This window comes from Bacillus sp. MBGLi79 (assembly GCF_002953915.1).
Map to the genome: position 1 here is coordinate 4032832 of NZ_CP026521.1, position 17265 is coordinate 4050096.

A 17265-nucleotide genomic window follows, 5' to 3' on the forward strand; every position below is an offset into this window, starting at 1 on the left:
AACAGCACATCCCACTTGTCTTCAAGCAATTCCGGCGGAGCATGAAACAGCGCCTTTTCTTCTGACAAATTCACGGCGACTAACAGCTTTTCGCCCCGGTATTCACGGATATACGCAAAGATTTGCGGATCATCCTCAAGCAGCAGCTGGTAATCTCCGTGTACGATAACTTTATGTTGTTTGCGCAGCCCGATGAGCTTCTGATAATAATAGAAAATCGAATCTTCATCTGAGAGCGATTCCTTCACATTGATTTCTTGATAGCGGGGATTTACCGCCAGCCAAGGCTCTCCAGCTGTGAAGCCCGCGTGTTTTCCGTCATCCCATTGCATCGGCGTTCTCGCGTGATCCCGCCCTTTTTTCGCCACTGCTTTTCGAAAGTCTTCCTCTGTCATCGTTTGATTTTCAATGACAAGTTCTCGGTATGCGTTTTTGATTTCGAGATCATCATACATCTTGAGCGGCATTTCACTGTTTGTCATGCCGATTTCTTCTCCCTGATAAATGAACGGGGTTCCCTTCATCCCGTGCAAGACCGTTGCAAATGCTTTGGCGCATTGTTTGCGCAGTTCGCGGTCATTGCCCCAGCGGGATATGACCCTCGGCTGATCATGATTTTCGAAATAAAGCGTGTTCCAGCCGACATTCATTAAAGCGGCCTGCCACCTCGTCATCGTCTTTTTTAAAGCGATCGGAGCAAACGGCTTCATCTGCCATTTCCCATTCGGCGAATGTTGTTTTGTATCGATGTCCATATGTTCAAATGTAAAAATCATGTTCAGCTCATGTCTGCTTGGATCCGTGTATTTTATCGCTTCTTCAACATCTGAGCCGTTTGCTTCGCCGACCGTCATGCAGTCGTAACGGGACAGCACTTCCCGGTTCATCTCTTGTATAAATTCGTGCAGACGGGGGCCGTTTGAATGATAGCGGCCGACGACATAAGGACGGCTGTCATCTGTTTCATAATCGGGAAAGTCGACGTATTTGGAAATGGAACCGATCACATCCATCCGCCAGCCGTCCACGCCTCTGTCCATCCAAAACGTCATCAAATCGTATACTTCCCGGCGAACCGCTTCATTCTCCCAGTTTAAGTCAGGCTGCTTTTTCGAAAAGTAGTGAAGATAATACTGCCCTGTCCGCTGATCGAATGTCCACGCCGATCCTGAAAAGATCGATCCCCAATTATTCGGTTCTGAACCGTCCGCCTTTGGATCTTTCCAAAAATAATAATCACGGTAAGGATTGTCCTTTGACTTGCGGCTTTCGGCAAACCAGGCATGTTCATCAGACGTGTGGTTCACGACAAGATCCATGATGATTTTCATTCCGCGTTTATGCACTTCATCAATCAATTGAAACATATCATCGTTCGTCCCGAACTTTTCGTATATGCTTCTGTAGTCGCTGATGTCGTAGCCGTTGTCATCTTGCGGGGAATCAAACACAGGACACAGCCAGATAACATCGGCTCCGAGGCTTTTAATGTAATCGAGCTTTTGAATCACGCCCTGCAAATCACCGAATCCGTCTCCGTTGGAATCATAAAAACTCCGCGGGTAAATTTGATACACGACTGCCTCTTTCCACCATTGGCTCATCGGGCATCCTCCTTTCATACCGTCCGTTCAGTGCGATTTGCTCTCCATAAACTGTCATGGAAAGCGGTTCTCCTTTTACAAGGTTGAAGGCGACGCTGTTTTCCTCTACCTGCACATTGATTAGCCGGTTCCGATAATTGATGTTGAACGAATAACCGTCCCATTCCTTCGGCAAAAACGGAGCAAACGACAGCGTCTCATCTTGGGTCCGCATGCCGGCAAATCCTTGCACGATCGCGAGCCAGCTTCCAGTCATCGATGTAATATGAAGCCCTTCCTCTGTGTCATGATTGTAATTATCCAGGTCAAGCCTCGCTGTACGCTTATACAGTTCAAGCGCTTTCTTTTCCATTTTGAGTTCAGCCGCCAGCACCGCATGGACAGACGGCGAAAGGCTCGATTCATGAACCGTCATCGGTTCATAAAATTCAAAGTTGCGCCGTTTTTCTTCCGTCGTAAATCGATGATTAAAGAAATAAATGCCTTGCAGAACATCCGCCTGCTTAATAAAACTGGAGCGGAGAATTTTGTCCCATGACCAATTCTGATAGAGCGGGCGGTCATCCGGTTCAAGCTCATCCGCTGCCTGAAGCTCTTTATCTAGGAATGTATCATGCTGAATAAAAACATTTAATTCCTCACTGTATGGATAGTACATTTTCGCAATGATATCCTTCCACCTCTCGATTTCGGCTTCCCGTATATCAAGCCGGCGGCATTTTTCCTCCGGGAGGACAGCGAGGTTTTCGAGCGTGTACTCAAGCGTCCACGACGCAATCAAATTCGTATACCAGTTGTTGTTGACATTGTTTTCATATTCATTCGGCCCTGTAACGCCGTGGATCATATATTTGTTGTTACGTTTTGAGAAGTGGACACGGTCAGCCCAAAATCTGCTGATTTCCACGAGAACGTCTATCCCGTATTCTTTCATATAGTCTCGGTCGCCTGTGTAATTGACATAATTGTAGATCGCATAACAGATTGCGCCATTGCGGTGAATTTCTTCGAAGGTGATCTCCCATTCATTGTGGCATTCATCGCCTGTGAAGGTCACCATCGGATAAAGGGCTCCCCTCAGCCCCAGTTTGGCCGCATTCCGTTTAGCTGCCTCCAAATGATGATATCGGTATAAAAGCAGATTCTTTGTCACCTCCGGCTCGGCCGTCGCCAAATACACAGGAACGGCGTACGCCTCAGTATCCCAGTAAGCGGCTCCTCCGTATTTCTCGCCCGTGAATCCTTTCGGCCCGATGTTTAAGCGCGAATCGGTTCCGTAGTATGTCGAGAAAAGCTGAAAGAGGTTGTACCGGATGCCCTGCTGAAGCTCATCATCCCCTTTAATTTCAATGTCAGCCTTTGCCCACCTTTCCATCCAATGTTCGGTATGCCTCCGCTTCGCTTCTTCATATCCCTGCTGAAGAACATCAGCCAAAAGCGCCCTGCCCTTTACTAAAAGCTCTGCTTCTTCAAAGTCCCGGGACGTTGTGACAATGATCAATTTTTTTAAAGAAGCCTTTGTTCCCGGCTTCACTTCGTAACAGAAGCGGTTTTCCGCGTACATCGCATCCGTTTGAAAATGCTCGCTGACATATCCTTCTGTCACATTGCACATTGAAGCAGCCACCGTAAAACGCGGCGTTCCAAACGGATTCTCAATCGTTTTTGTCACAAGATGACCGCGATGAGATTCGGCGCCTTTCGCTTCTTCCTGCCAAAACCGCTCTTCGAAATTGGCATCCTCATTTGCGACATGGCCATCAAGATAAGGGACAAGTGTAATAACAGCTTCATCGGTCAGGCATTCCGCTTCATAATGAATCGCGCACAGCTGCTGGACATCAAGACTAAGAAAGCGCTCCGACGAAATTTTGACAGCCTTTTGATTCACGCGAACGACAGCGCTTCTCCGCAGGATGCCTTCCTTCATATTGAGCTCCAATTCAAACGATTCGATGCCGTTTTGATTGAGGTCGACTTTTTCGTCGTCTACATATACATCAATTCCGATGAAATTCATCGCATTGATCACTTTCCCGAAATATTCGGGATAGCCGTTTTTCCACCAGCCGACACGCGTTTTGTCCGGGAACCAAACCCCTGCGATATATGTGCCTTTGAGACTTTCGCCTGAATAGCTTTCTTCAAAATTCCCCCTGATCCCCATATAGCCGTTCGCCAAGGATGTCAGACTTTCCTGAAGCCGCTTATGTTCTTTTTCAAATTGGTTTGTTTTGATTTTCCACTGGTCGATCTCAAATAGCCGCTGATTTACCATGATTTCCTCCTGACTGAAGATTTTCGTTGTGATGGCGGGTTTTGAATATATGCCTGAAGATGAAAGAGACCATCAAAGCGCTTCCGCACGAATGGATGAGCAGCATCATGATGAAGTCAAAGCGGATCATACCAAAAGCCATTGCAGCCGCTGCCGGAAGCGCTGATCCGCACACCGCCGCTGCGGCCGCTTCCTTAAACGACCTTATCCCGGTCATGTTGGATTTTTTGGAGATCCAGATGCCTCCCGTCAGAACGGCCGTTACAAAAAGCGAAATGATGAAAACCGCGGAACAGACCAGCATGATGATAAGCGGCTTATATTGGGCAAACCACATGGCACCGATAAAATCCCCTACATGATCGGCATCTAGATCATTCAGCCCGGCCTTTGCCGGATAGCGGACAGAAAACCCCGCTCCGCTTTGATCGCTGATAATCAGATGATCTGACTGAAAGATGAGCGCGTTTTGATAGCCGCCTTCCGCCTTTATCCGGCCGTTCTCACCGCTTGTTTTCAATTCATGCTTCAAATCGACCGCCAGCAAGGTTTTCTCTTTCTCCACACGGTACAGCTCGTCTGTGCCTGTCAATCTCCCGTTTGTCAATTGGTAGCCTTTTAATTGTTTGATGAATGCCGCGTCAGCCTTATGAACAACGTTTGGGAGCAAATTCTCGGCGTTGAAGCGGTCCATTTTCATCAACGCAATCGACACGGGCGCCGTTAAGCAAGCTGTCAAAAACATAAACAGAAAAGAAATTTCGAGCCAGCTGAATGTATGTTTGCAGCGCATGACGCCCGCCGGTGATGCCGCTGCTTTAAGAAAGCGGACGATCAGCTTTTCGTGTCTCATGTCGTTCATCGGTTTATCCCTTCGTTCCGCCGGATGTCAAACCGGACACAAAGTTCTTTTGGAGAAAGAAGAACAAGATGCAAATCGGCAGAGCCGCAAGAATCGCGCCCGCTGCAAACAGCGCGACTTTTTGCTGCTGCGGATTGGAGATGAATGTCTGCAAACCGACGGCGATGGTCAGGCTTTCCGGCGAGCGAAGCAGAAATTTCGCCAGCAGATAGTCGCCGAACGGCCCCATAAACGCCCACAGCGCCTGGACAGCAAGCATCGGTTTCACAAGCGGCAGAACGACCGAAGCAAAGATCCGCAGGTGCCCCGCTCCGTCAATCCGCGCCGCTTCATCGATTTCTCTAGGCACTGTATCAAAGTAGCCCTTCATCAGCCATGTGTTCATCGGAATTCCGCCGCCGATATAGATTGCAGTTAAAAACCAATATTGGTCCAAAGCTCCGATCAGCATGGCCAGGACGTAAAAAGCGGTCAGCGCCGCCATCGTCGGCACCATTTGAATGATCAAAAAGAAAATGAGACTCTTTTTTCGGCCCGCAAACCGGTAGCGGCTGTACGTATAGCCGGCAAGCGTCACAATCGTCACCTGGAACACCATGACAGACAGCGCGATCACAAGCGTATTCCCGTACCAGTTGAGGTAAAGCGTCTCTTCAAACAGCCGCTTAAAGTGGTCCAATGTCCATTGGCCCGAAAAATCGAGTGTAAAAGCCGCTACATTCCCGACCCGAAATGCGGATGATGCCGTGATCAAAAGCGGATAAATAATCACGATGCTTAAAAACGTCAAAAATATATAGGTCAAAACCTTGTTCAGCATCCCGGTGAACCGCGTATTTTTGAAAATCCCTCTCATCTACATGACCTCCTCATTGCCAAAGGCATTCGATTTCTTAAAAGCAATCAGGGAAACCCCGATGACAATGAAAGAAATGAGCAGTGTGACAGCAGCCGCCACGGAATACTGCGGCGACGTTCCCGTCGTCAGCTTATAGATCCAGGATATTAAGATGTCGGTTGACCCAGCCCCGGCCCCCGCACTCCCCGGACCGCCCTCATTAAATAAATAGATGATCGAGAAGTTATTGAAATTAAACGTATACTGGGTAATCATCACCGGTGCGGTCGCAAATAAAATCATCGGCAGCGTAATGTGTTTAAAGCGCTGAATAAATGTCGCGCCGTCAATTTTTGCCGCTTCATAAAGCTCTCCGGGAATCGCCTGAAGCACCCCTGTCACCATGACATAAATGTATGGAAAACCGAGCCACGTCTGAATCATAATCAAAGCCGTCTTTGTCCAGAACGGATCGGTCTTCCATGCGACAGCCGGGATATCGACGAACGGGAGCTGGTTCAAAAGCGGGATCACTTGGACGTTCATCGCGCCCGCCGAGTCATTAAAAATGTTGGCAAAGCTCATAATCGTAATAAATGCCGGAACGGCCCACGGAAGCAGAAAGATGATCCGGAACATCCGCTTGCCTTTAATAAAGTTTTGATTGACGACCAACGCTGTCACGATGCCGAGAACAATTTGCAGCGTTGTCGCACAGATCGTCCAGATGATCGTCCAGCCCAGTACATCGGCGAATGTTTGCCGATATGAGCCAAGGAAAAAGATATTCATGAAATTTTTAAAGCCGACCCAGTCGATGAGACTGTTAGGCGGAATATGATAAAAATCGTAGTTTGTAAACGCGATAAACAGAGTCACCAGCACCGGAAAAATAATTATAAACACCATCATGAGGTATGCCGGCAGCGTAAATAAATACGGAAACCCTTTGTCACCTGCATTTCTGATCATGTCCCCGGCCGTCTCGCTGATTTTCAAACCCGCCGCTTTCATCGCGGCGGTCTTCCGGGCATCATACAGATTAAAGATGTAAAACATCAGAAAAACGAGCGTCAATATCAATTGCAGCGTGCCCTCTATCAACAGAAACAGCGAATGATCTTCTCCCGGGACAGTCCCCAGCGTCGCGAGGCCGATCAGCGCCTGATAACCGAAAACCGCTAACTCACAAATAAACAAGCCTGTGATGACAAGAAAAAGGATCCCCTTTGAAAACTGCCGGTTTGCAATCTGGCCAGCACCGGGAATAATCGATAACAGCGCTGCCTTCCGGCTCCGTTTTGCAAGTGTTTGGTCTTTGTTCATTTTTTTCGCCCTCTATTCTTCCGGACGCTAAAACCGCCGTTTTATTTCACATACTTTTCTTTAATGTTTTCTTTAATTACACGGACGGCATCATCCGCTGATTGCTGTGCCGATTTTTTCCCTGCTGCCGCGTCAAATATCAGGCTTTCTGCACCTGTCCACACCTCGGCCATCTCCGGAATGTTCGGAGTCGGAGTCGCCGTTTCGTATTGTGTGATGACCGCCGACGTCAGCTCGCTTTTTTGCTCCCCTGCTTTTTTTCGTGCGGCGAGGTTGGCCGGAACTTCGTTCGTATCTTCATAAAAACGGTAAGCATTTTCGTCATTTGCGGCATATTGCAGCCACTTTTCAGCAAGCTCTGCCTCTTTCGTATATTTAGAGGCGACCCAGCCTTTTCCGCCTGCAAACGGGGCATATTCTTTTCCGTTTGGCAATGTCGGGATTTTCGCGGCACCGTAGTTCAAACCGGCTTCTTTATAATTGGAAGCCGACCATGGACCTCCGATAACAGCAGCTGCTTTTCCGTCCATAAAGGTCTGCTGGATAAAATCGTCAGCGCTCGTATTGTCCTGCATGCCTTTCGGCCAATATTCACTGAACCATTTCTCGGCGTATTCCACCGCTTCCACGGCCCCCTTGTTGTTCAGACCGATGTCTCCGGAATCCGTGCCGTCAGCTCCGAATACATATCCCCCGTATCCCGCCATTAAACCGTATGACATGTAAAAGTCCGTCCACTTTGCGAGAAAAGCGGTCGATTTTCCTTTTTCCGAAGAAAAAGCGAACCTCTTGTCTTTTGTTAAATCCTCAAGCTCGTTAAAGGTTTTTGGCGGCGCTTTTAACAGGTCTTTATTGTAATAGAGTACGAGAGTTTCAATAACAAGCGGGATTCCGTAGACTTTTCCGTCAACTGTTACTTGCTGCATTTCTTTGTCGCCGAAGCTTTTAGTCTCAGACGGTTTGACTTCCAGCAAATGCCCTTGCTGTCCTAAGCCGCCGATACGGTCGTATGCCGCAAGCATGACATCGGGCGCATTGCCTGCCGGGCCGTCAAGAGGAAGCGCTTCAAGCTGATCGAACATTGGCTTTTCAACAATTTTGACTGTCACATCATTCTCTTTTTCAAAACCTTCCTTTATGCTTTCAACGTAAGGTTTATAGACCTCTTCTACAGACACGGTCAGCACTTTTTTCCCGCCGTTGCCCCCCGTTTCCTTTGAACTTGAACAGGCGGCAAGACCGAACAGCAGAACTGTCGCCAGCATCGCTAAAAATCCTTTTTTTAAATGTTGCATCTTTTTTCCCCCTTCTATCTTAGAATCTGAGACAATTGTAATCCTCGATAGAAAGCGGTTACAATAGTTTAAATTCTGTTACCGGTAACAGAATTTAAACCGCCCCCAAAATGAAAAACCCGCCTGGCTGTATGTCGACCGCATCATCATGATGGAGCGCTTCTTCCGACCACGCATCATATATTCTTTTGTCGCTTGCAATCTTCAAATCCCGCAATCTGACACGGCGCACCTCGCTGCCCTGGTGGAAGAAGTAGATCAGCTCTTTTCCGTCATGTGTTCGGGAAAAACTGACAAAATCGTATTCGTCGTCAACCAGCCTCCACTCGAGCGCTCCATACGTCAATACATCATTTTCTTGTTTTCGCAAAGCGATCAGCCGTTTCATAAATGTGAGCATCTCTTGATTCTGTTTCTCTTCTTCCCAAACCATGCACTTCCGGCACAATGGGTCATCCCCGCCGTCCAGCCCGATTTCGGTTCCGTAATAAATGCACGGCGAGCCTGTCTGAGCAAACATAAATGCCAAAAGAGAGCGTACTTTTTTCTCATCTCCTCCGCATCTTGTCAAAATCCGCTTCGTGTCATGGCTGTCCAGCAAATTAAACATCACCTCATTGACCTGCTTCATCCCGCTCATGAGATGCGAATTGATGCGGCTCGCCATTTGCGAAGCTGAAATCGATCCGTCTGCAAAATAGTCAATCATCGGTTCTGTGAACGGGTAGTTCATAACCGAATGAAATTCGTCTCCTCTAAGCCACGGATCAGCCTGATGCCAGATTTCGCCCAATATAAAAATGTCGGGCTTTTCTGCAGTAACAGCTTGACGGAACTTCTTCCAAAACGCATGATCGACTTCATTTGCCACATCCAAACGCCAGCCGTCGATATCAAATTCGCGTATCCAGTACAGCGCGATATCAAGTAAATAAGCCTGAACTTCCGGGTTGGCGGTATTGAGCTTCGGCATCTCGGACGTAAACGCAAATGTATCGTAGCCGCCTTCTTTAACAGGGAAAGAATGAACATGAAACCAGTCTTTATAACGGGACTTTTCACCGTTTTTGACGACATCCTGCCACTCTCGCGAAGCGCTGCCGATGTGATTAAAAACAGCGTCAAGCATGATCTTCATTCCCCGCTCGTGAAGCCGGCTGACCAGCGTGCGAAAGAGTTCCTCATCGCCAAAATGCGGATCGATCGAGCAATAGTCCAATGTATCGTATTTATGGTTGGAAGGCGCGGCAAAGATCGGCGTCAAATAAATGCCGCCTACCCCCAAGTCTTCCAGATAGTCCAGTTTGTCTATGATCCCCTGCAAATCCCCTCCGAAAAAATCGTCCACTTCGGGGTCCTTGCTTCCCCACGGCAAAGCGTTTTCCGGAGACAAATCCTCTCGGCCGCTGGCAAAGCGCTCCGGAAAAATTTGATACCAGACGGTTGATTTGACCCAGTCAGGTGCATTAAACGTATCTGCCTCATGAACAAACGGAAATTTAAAACAGTACTTGGCCATATCTGCCGCTTTTCCGGCAAACGGACAGGCACCACTGCTTCCGTAAAAAGTGTCTTGACCATCAGCGCCTGTAAGGATAAACCCGTATTGCAGACGCCTGAATGGAGGCGCCACTTCGGCAAACCAGTAATCATGCGTGCTTGTCGCGGCAATTTTCGCCATCGCAAGCTCGCTCGCTTTCCATGTGCCGCCGGTGTATTCGTAAGGATCTCCCCAAATCAAGCGTACGTGATCGGCATCATTCTTTTTTGTACGGATTTTGATGTGCAATGTCCTTCCATCGTAAGAATAGGCATCAGAGCTGAAAGGCTGATGATGAATCGCTGCATATTCCATCATGTTTCCCCCTTTTTGGTTGTCCGGCTGTGATAAACCGGCTTTTATTCTGAAATTATCATGACGGCATAACAGGAACAATCATTTTCAGCTTGTTACCGGTAACAGAATGAGACCCTTACAAAGTCGATTCCCGGACAATAAGTTCCGGCTCAAAAAATTGATTGCCTTGCGACGCTCCGTCTTCATTGATTTTTTTCAGCAGGATTCTGGCGCAAGCCTCTCCCATTTCTACAACAGGCTGTCTGATCGTTGTCAGGCGAGGCGAAGCGATCCGGTCGAGAAACACCCCGTCATAGCCGGTAACCGCGACATCTTCCGGAATTTTTTTGCCGAGCGATTGCGCCGCGCGGATGACCCCGAGTGCGATGCGGTCGGAAGCGCAAACCACGGCTGCCGGTGCATCAAGGGATGCCAGCACTTCCAGTGCGCGTGCTTCACTTTTTTTCGAACTGTTTTCCATCCGGAAAATCGCCGCTTTTTTCAGACTGCCTTCCATCGCCTGAAGGTAGCCTTTTTCCCTTGACCGTTCAAAGGGTTCATCCAAATCAATTCCAAAAAAGACGACATTGCGGACGCCCAGCCCAATGACGTGGCGTGTTGCCATATAGGTACCTTTTTCATTGTTAACATCAATAAAATCATAGCCCATTTCATTTTGGCCAAATACAACGACAGGCTTTTCAAATACTTTAATCAGCCCTTCAAAATCGGCTTTTCTCAACCCCGTCGCTATAATGCCGTCACACTGGCCGATATTGAGAGATTTCCTTGTGACAAGCTGCAAAGCATAATGGTGACGGTCCAGCTCGCGGCTGATTCCCGTTAACAGGTTCATATAATAAGGTTCAGTCGTATCCATTTCTTCCAGTATGAGCAGCTTGACGACCTGTGTTCTGTTTTGAACGAGCGCTCTTGCTGCATAGTTCGGTATATAATTGAGCTCCTTCATTGCGGAATGAACAAGCTTTTTCAATTCATCCGTCACAGTCTCAGGATGATTGATCACCCGCGATACCGTCATTTTCGATACATTTGCTTTCTTTGCTACATCAGATAACGTTGCCATTTCATCCCCGCCTTACCTATACGATTCAAACTGTCAGCTAGTCCTTTCTGAGGGCTGATGACACCTTGTTAAAATTAATTATAAGATGGAATCAAAGAAATTTTATAAGAAGGAGAAAATAAAAAAACGGATTTCCTTTAGGAAATCCGTCCTATCACTCTTTTCTTCTATCTTTGAACATAGATCGAAACCGATCCGCCGTTTACGTGAAACTCTCCCCAGCCTTCTGCATTGATGACAACAGAATCGGAACGGTTTCCGGTGATGTCATGCCATGTCTCACCGGCGTTTTGCCGGCCGACATACATTCGCTTTGTCCCGCCGGGTCCGTCTGTTATTAACGCCGCCAAACCAGAATTTGCAACCGAGCTGTCGCCTTCCCTCGTCCAGCCGACAATGTTATGATGATCGAAATAATCATGCTGTGCTCCGTACGCATATTGTTTTCTCGCTTTTAAGATCGGTTCGATTTTGTGTTTCAGGGCAGGAATTTCGCGCTGCGAGGCTCCTTTCGTCCCGTACATATCCCCGTAGAAAATCTGCGGGTAGCCTGCTTCTCTTGTCAAAATAAAAGCGTAAGCCAGCGGCTTAAACCATGTTTGGACAGTCGACTCAAGCGATTGCCCCGGCTGTGTATCATGGTTATCAACAAACGTAACCGCTTTCACAGGATGCTTGGAAACGACTGTTCCGTTCAGCAATTTCCTCATATCATAGCCGCCTCCCTGTGTCGATGCAGCATGGAACTGGTAATGAAGCGGCACGTCAAACACTGAATGATTAAAGTTTGTTTTGTTCAAATAGTTTTCCAGCGCACCTAAGTCATTCTGCCAATATTCAGCTACCGTAAACATTTCCTTCCCTGTTTTTTCCCTGACATGATTGACCCAATCCCGCAAAAAAGAAAATTTAATGTGTTTGACGGCATCAAGGCGGAATCCGTCCAATTGCAGCTCATTGGCATACCACGTTCCCCATCTCTTTATTTCTGCCGTGACATCAGGATGATCATAATCGATGTCGGCATACATCAAGTAATCATAGTTGCCGTTTTCATTGGAAACTTCCCAATCCCATGCCTTTCCTTGAAACTTATAGATGCGGTTCAGCTTTCGGGACTCGTCCCAATCGGTTCCGTCAAAATGGTACCAATACCATTTGAAATCGCTGTATGTGCTGCCGCGCCCCGGGAATTGAAAATGTGTCCACGCTTTGATTCGCTGTTCTCCTGATGTTACGCGGTTGCGGTCGGCGGGATCGACTTCAACAGCCGTTACATATTCGGTCGCATCAGCGCCGCCTTTGTGGTTGATGACTACATCGCCGTAAACGTTGATGTCCCGGGAATGAAGACTGTTGATCGCAGATTGCAGTTCTCCCTTTGTGCCGTACTTTGTCCGAACCGTCCCTTTTTGATGAAACTCCCCTAAATCATACAGATCGTAAGCGCCGTAGCCTACATCGTCTTGACTCGTTCCCTTATATGCCGGGGGAATCCAGACGGCAGTAATACCGTGTTCAGCCAAATATGCCGAGTCATTTTGTAAGCGTTTCCAATGTTGGCCATCATTTGGCATGTACCACTCAAAATACTGCATCAGCGTCCCATTAAGACTTGCCGCCGCTGCTGCAGAGTGAGGCAGCAAGAAGATGAGCGCAAATAACAGCGGCAGCAATCGGGCATAAAGCCGTTTGTGTTGTTTCATGATTTTCCTCTCCCCTTTCAAAGTGAAACACATGCTATTGTATAAATATTTGGAATTTTTAGCAAATATCGTTTTCCCTATATTTTCTTGCAACAGAAAAGCGCCGATATGGCGCTTTCTTCTCATTTATTCAATATCCTCTCTGCTTCTTCACTTCTTCAAGCTGAGATACAGTTACCAATTGATAGCCCTTTGCTTTCAGCTTTTTAATAATCTCTTCCGCCGCTTCTGCGGACGTTGCATAAATATCGTGCATTAAGACGATTTTTCCGTCTCCCGCATGACTCATGACATGATTGACAATCTTTTGTTTATTTCTGTACTTCCAATCTTCCGGATCAACATCCCACAACGAGACCTTCAGATTGGAAAGCGAGCGGACGGAATCATTGATTCCGCCATATGGAGGGCGCAAGTGTGCCGGCTGGTGTCCGCTGATTTTTTCGATCATTTCTTGCGTGTCGTTAATTTCCTGATACGCTTTTTCATTTGACAGCCTTGTCAATAACGGATGGTCCCAGGAATGGTTGCCGACTTCGTTTCCTTCCTTCAGCATCCGTTTTATCGTTTCGGGATAATATTGGGCTCTGCTTCCAAGCACAAAGAAGGTCGCATGCCCTTCATGCTTTTGTAAAGCATTCAATATTTTATTCGTTGTAGCGGGATTCGGGCCGTCATCAAATGTGAGAGCAATCACTTTTTCATCAGGATTTATTTTCGCCTGTTTCGGAAGGGGGACAGGCTCCTGCTCTCGTTTGGCCTGAAGACGGCTCTTTTTCATATCCTGATATTGGTCTTTTAAAATATCTTTTACCCATTCCTTTTTTATTTTTACAGACTGCTCAAGACCGGTTTGTTTTTTCTCAAAATAAAATTCGACTTCGTTTTCCAGGAGCGCGAAGCGGCTGAAATGCTCTTCCTGAGGGCTTGTCCCTTCTTTTAATAAAGCCGTGTCGGCAGACGGATTCCGATTTTTCAATTCCTGATAGGCAATGCTTGAAATCCTGTTCAGAAAATCTGAATTTTCTTCGAACAGGTCTTGAAGGGACAGCAGCTTTTTCTGTTTTAAATCGGCGTTAAACGTCTTGACAGACGTTGTACCCGAAACGCCCCCGGCCTCTATGTATTGATTCAGCACCACACTGGCTGCATCTTTTGTGTAATAGACAACCTTATATTTGATGTTCAGTTCAAAAGGCCCGTCTTCATGCTGAGCCTGGGCCTTTGCATTATCCTCTTTAAAACTGGCCAATTCTTGATTCACATAATCTTTTATTTGTTCATCGATTTCTTTTATGCGAAATACCGGATAGTGGATGGCATACCGCTCTTGTTTGCTGTCGCTGACCATGGATTCGACGCCGAGGCCGGATTGTGCGCCGTCTTTTTTTGGTTGAGGGGGCTCTTGACTGTTGCTTGACACCTTATTGTAAGAGTACCCCGCCAAACCTATTAATATCGTTAAAAAAATCAACATTTTAACCCATCGAAATGATGGTTTGCCAGACATCGCTGCTCACTCTCCTGTTTCATGACTTGCTTTCTCTGTTTCTATTACAAATATTGTTTCTCATACCGGGACTAATATAAAAGCGTCGACGGAAGCTTTATTTCCTGATTTCCGGCCGCATACGGGGCGATATCATACTGCTGAAATACAATTGAAATTCCGCTGCTTGTATAATAGAAAGCCGTGTGTTCATCCAAGCGGATATCGCTCTTTTTAAGATCAGAATAAAACTGTTCCGGATGTTCGTTGATATAGCTGAAAATATAGTTTTTTGCTTTTTCGATTTTTGCCTGATTGTTTAATACGTCAGTCAGCACGACTTGTTTGCGCTTGTCAAAGTCAAAGTTGTAGGATGTAGCGGTGTACATGCCGTGCGCGCCGCCGGAGAACTGATAGTCATAGATTAAAAAACTCAGTTTGCCTTCCTCGTTGTATTTGACTTTGTAGGACGTTTCATAGACGTTCTCCTCGTCCTTATCCTTCTTTTCGGCATCTTTAACGATTTTTTGAAATTCTTTATAAGAGTTTTTTAAATGAAGTTTTACCGCTTCGTTGGCCAGCTGGGCATCTTCTTCCTTCAAATCGCTGAATACCGGAAAAGAAAGCGAACTGATGTCTTTGTAATATTCCGTGTGAATCGCGGCTTTTCTATTTTGTGAAGCGTTTATTTGAGATGTTCCTTTATTGATGATGAATAGCAGCGATGCTGTGAGTACAAGGAATCCTAAAATAGCCATCGCTTTTTTCATAAGCATGCTCCTTTGTCAATCTTCTTTTAAACTCGTAACATATCATTTTCTTTTGTAACACAAATGTAATATTTATTTCATATTTGTAATGATACCCACTTTTAAATCCCTCGTCAACTTTTTTGGGTAAAAATTTCTTCTGACGGCAAAAATAAGACACTCTCAATTCCTGAGAGTGTCGTTAACGGAATGATGAATGAGACGTGCGTCTTCACGCTTTTTTTGAGGGGCTGTAAATGCAGGAAAAACGCAGGCTGGGGTCTTCGTGATCAGTCTGACCGGAGTCTTCATTTTAGCCGTATTGTTTCAGCATGTCGGATAATGTCCGCTTCATCCTTTCGATTAATTCGGAAGGCTTCTGAATAATTGCTTCCCGGCCGAATGAAATGAAATAATCCGCAAAAAAATCAATATCCTTCGGCGCGATCTCTCCTTTCAGCACGCCGGACCCGTCTTCTTTTACATCCAGCTCAAGGTGTGGCCATTTGAGTGAACCGTGCCGTTCTACTCCTTTTTTTGTCAGCTCCGCTGATAATTCCAATGTCTCCCTTGGCCGGGACACAGCTGAAAAACGGTTCTTTAAATTAAGACCGGTCAAATCAAGCGGGGCCGTATGTTCATCAAGCTCGGCCCGCTTAATCCGGTCACACCTGAAGATGCGGTAGTCTTGTCTTAAAAAACAGTAAGCCGGGCAATACCACTTCCCTTGATTGGCATAGATTCCGATCGGCTGAATGTTTCTCTTGCTTACTGCACCGTTTGCTTCATATTCGATGATCAACACCTTTTGCTGAACTGCCGCTTCAAGCAGCACCTTTAAGACCGGAATGTCGTCTTTTTGCTCATAAGGCGTATAAAAAGCAACGCGATCCTTCATACTGTCAATCGCATCCCGGATGTCTCCTGTAAGGTTCAAATAAAATTTCTTTTTGATGGAGTCGTACTGAGCGTCAAACGGCAGGGATATATAATGCTTCAGCGCATCGATCGCAAAGAAGATGGCGATCGCTTCGTTCTCGCTGAAGGCGATGGGAGGAAGAATCCTTTCATTTAACACTTGATACCCTCCGTGGGGGCCGGTTTCAGAATAGAGGGGCACCCCCATTTCGCTGAGCTCTTGCAAATCCCTTAAAACCGTTCTCTTGGAAACGCCGAATTCCTGCGCCAGCTCCCCGACCGTAAATCGTTTTTTCCGGTTTACCATCATGATCATTTCATTCAATCGTTTCGCTTTAGACATGAAAACCTCCAATCATTTTTTAACCATGACATAAGTTGTCACCATTATAATATACAATCTTCTTAGATCAACAAAAAAAGGAGATGTTCGCTCTATGAAAACGCAATTTACACCTTACATCCTGATGAATGGAAGAGCAAAGGAAGCGATTGATTATTATCGTGATGTACTCGAGGCTGAAGTAAAGTTCAGTCAGACGATTGGCGAAGGCCCCGCAGATGAGGCGGCGAATTTTAAGGATGGCGAATTGGCTTTCATCGCACACGCCGTTTTGACAATCGGCGACGCCGTCATGATGATCGCCGACATCATTCCTGAACTGCCTTTCCAAAGTGGAAACCAATTGTCCATTTGCGTAACGGCAGCTGACGTTTCTTCGGCCAAGCGGCTGTTTGGCAAGCTGAGCGAGCGGGGCGAGGTCAAGCTTGAGCTGAAGGAGACTTATTTCAGTCCCGCTTACGGCATTGTCACCGATCCGTTCGGCGTTACCTTTCAAATTTTTGCCGCGCGTCCCGCATAAATGAACAAATGAGACATATCAAAAAAGGCCGGGTTTCATGAACCGGCCTTTTTTGCACGGAAAAATTTTCAGGGTTTTTTGGCTAAAAAGCGGTATTTGACCACAAAAATTTAAAAAACTGCGTTTTTTCAAATTCACTTGACAAAGGGCATTTATGGAAACGCCTCTTCTTTTTGGTATAATAAGGGGTAGCAACAGTTCGGTTCTATATAAGGGCGGTCGGCTCACCCTCCATCTCTTGGAGAGAAAGGGGGTGAGCATGTGACAGTATCAGAGGCGTTGCAACTTATGGTCTCTTTCGGCATTCTTGTCGTGGCAATTCTGTCATCGAACGACAAAAAAAAGTAAGATCGCCCTTGATTCCCACACCAAGACGATCTTACTTTTTAATTGGGATCTAAAAATAGAGCCGA

Annotated in this window: 14 protein-coding genes; 2 read left to right on the forward strand and 12 right to left on the reverse strand. The window is 46.6% G+C overall.

All coding sequences use genetic code 11. The annotated features are described in order from the left end of the window. The 12 genes from C1T29_RS20610 to C1T29_RS20665 all read right to left on the reverse strand — a co-directional run. A partial coding sequence (locus C1T29_RS20610) for a glycoside hydrolase family 13 protein (protein WP_208945544.1) occupies positions 1 to 1604 on the reverse strand: 1604 nt, incomplete at its 3' end. Next, on the reverse strand, positions 1546 to 3882 hold the full coding sequence (locus C1T29_RS20615) for a glycoside hydrolase family 65 protein (RefSeq protein WP_103750422.1): 2337 nt from the start codon (positions 3880 to 3882) through the stop codon (positions 1546 to 1548). The genes C1T29_RS20615 and C1T29_RS20610, both read right to left, overlap by 59 nt. Further along, complete coding sequence (locus tag C1T29_RS20620) at positions 3860 to 4744, reverse strand: DUF1189 domain-containing protein (protein WP_103750423.1); 885 nt, start codon at positions 4742 to 4744, stop codon at positions 3860 to 3862. Before C1T29_RS20620 ends, C1T29_RS20615 begins: the two co-directional genes overlap by 23 nt. A gap of 4 nt (positions 4745 to 4748) precedes the next feature. After that, complete coding sequence (locus C1T29_RS20625) at positions 4749 to 5600, reverse strand: sugar ABC transporter permease (RefSeq protein ID WP_023855564.1); 852 nt, start codon at positions 5598 to 5600, stop codon at positions 4749 to 4751. Further along, positions 5601 to 6908, reverse strand: coding sequence for a carbohydrate ABC transporter permease (locus tag C1T29_RS20630; RefSeq protein ID WP_043054133.1), 1308 nt, complete (start codon positions 6906 to 6908; stop codon positions 5601 to 5603). Between the two features lie 41 nt (positions 6909 to 6949). After that, positions 6950 to 8203, reverse strand: coding sequence for an extracellular solute-binding protein (locus tag C1T29_RS20635; RefSeq protein WP_026578955.1), 1254 nt, complete (start codon positions 8201 to 8203; stop codon positions 6950 to 6952). Positions 8204 to 8297: 94 nt separating this feature from the next. Continuing rightward, positions 8298 to 10061 carry a glycoside hydrolase family 13 protein gene (locus C1T29_RS20640; protein ID WP_103750424.1) on the reverse strand — a complete coding sequence of 588 codons (1764 nt, stop codon included), beginning with the start codon at positions 10059 to 10061 and terminating at the stop codon, positions 8298 to 8300. 115 nt (positions 10062 to 10176) lie between these two features. Continuing rightward, a complete protein-coding gene (locus tag C1T29_RS20645) occupies positions 10177 to 11127 on the reverse strand; it encodes a LacI family DNA-binding transcriptional regulator (RefSeq protein WP_020450398.1) in 951 nt (316 codons plus the stop codon). Positions 11128 to 11294: 167 nt separating this feature from the next. Further along, positions 11295 to 12959, reverse strand: a complete 1665-nt coding sequence (amyS, locus tag C1T29_RS20650; RefSeq protein ID WP_306419671.1) for an alpha-amylase — start codon at positions 12957 to 12959, stop codon at positions 11295 to 11297. Positions 12960 to 12963: 4 nt separating this feature from the next. Then, on the reverse strand, positions 12964 to 14343 hold the full coding sequence (locus tag C1T29_RS20655; RefSeq protein ID WP_039073307.1) for a polysaccharide deacetylase family protein: 1380 nt from the start codon (positions 14341 to 14343) through the stop codon (positions 12964 to 12966). A 71-nt stretch (positions 14344 to 14414) separates the two neighbouring features. Beyond that, on the reverse strand, positions 14415 to 15092 hold the full coding sequence (locus tag C1T29_RS20660) for a DUF3298 and DUF4163 domain-containing protein (RefSeq protein WP_020450395.1): 678 nt from the start codon (positions 15090 to 15092) through the stop codon (positions 14415 to 14417). Positions 15093 to 15384: 292 nt separating this feature from the next. Continuing rightward, positions 15385 to 16332 carry a helix-turn-helix transcriptional regulator gene (locus C1T29_RS20665; protein ID WP_026578959.1) on the reverse strand — a complete coding sequence of 316 codons (948 nt, stop codon included), beginning with the start codon at positions 16330 to 16332 and terminating at the stop codon, positions 15385 to 15387. Positions 16333 to 16426: 94 nt separating this feature from the next. On the opposite strand from C1T29_RS20665, the gene C1T29_RS20670 reads away from it, so the two are divergent. Continuing rightward, positions 16427 to 16852, forward strand: a complete 426-nt coding sequence (locus C1T29_RS20670) for a VOC family protein (protein ID WP_026578960.1) — start codon at positions 16427 to 16429, stop codon at positions 16850 to 16852. 261 nt (positions 16853 to 17113) lie between these two features. Further along, positions 17114 to 17200, forward strand: a complete 87-nt coding sequence (locus C1T29_RS25055; protein WP_003179417.1) for a putative holin-like toxin — start codon at positions 17114 to 17116, stop codon at positions 17198 to 17200. The last annotated feature ends 65 nt before the right edge of the window (positions 17201 to 17265 follow it).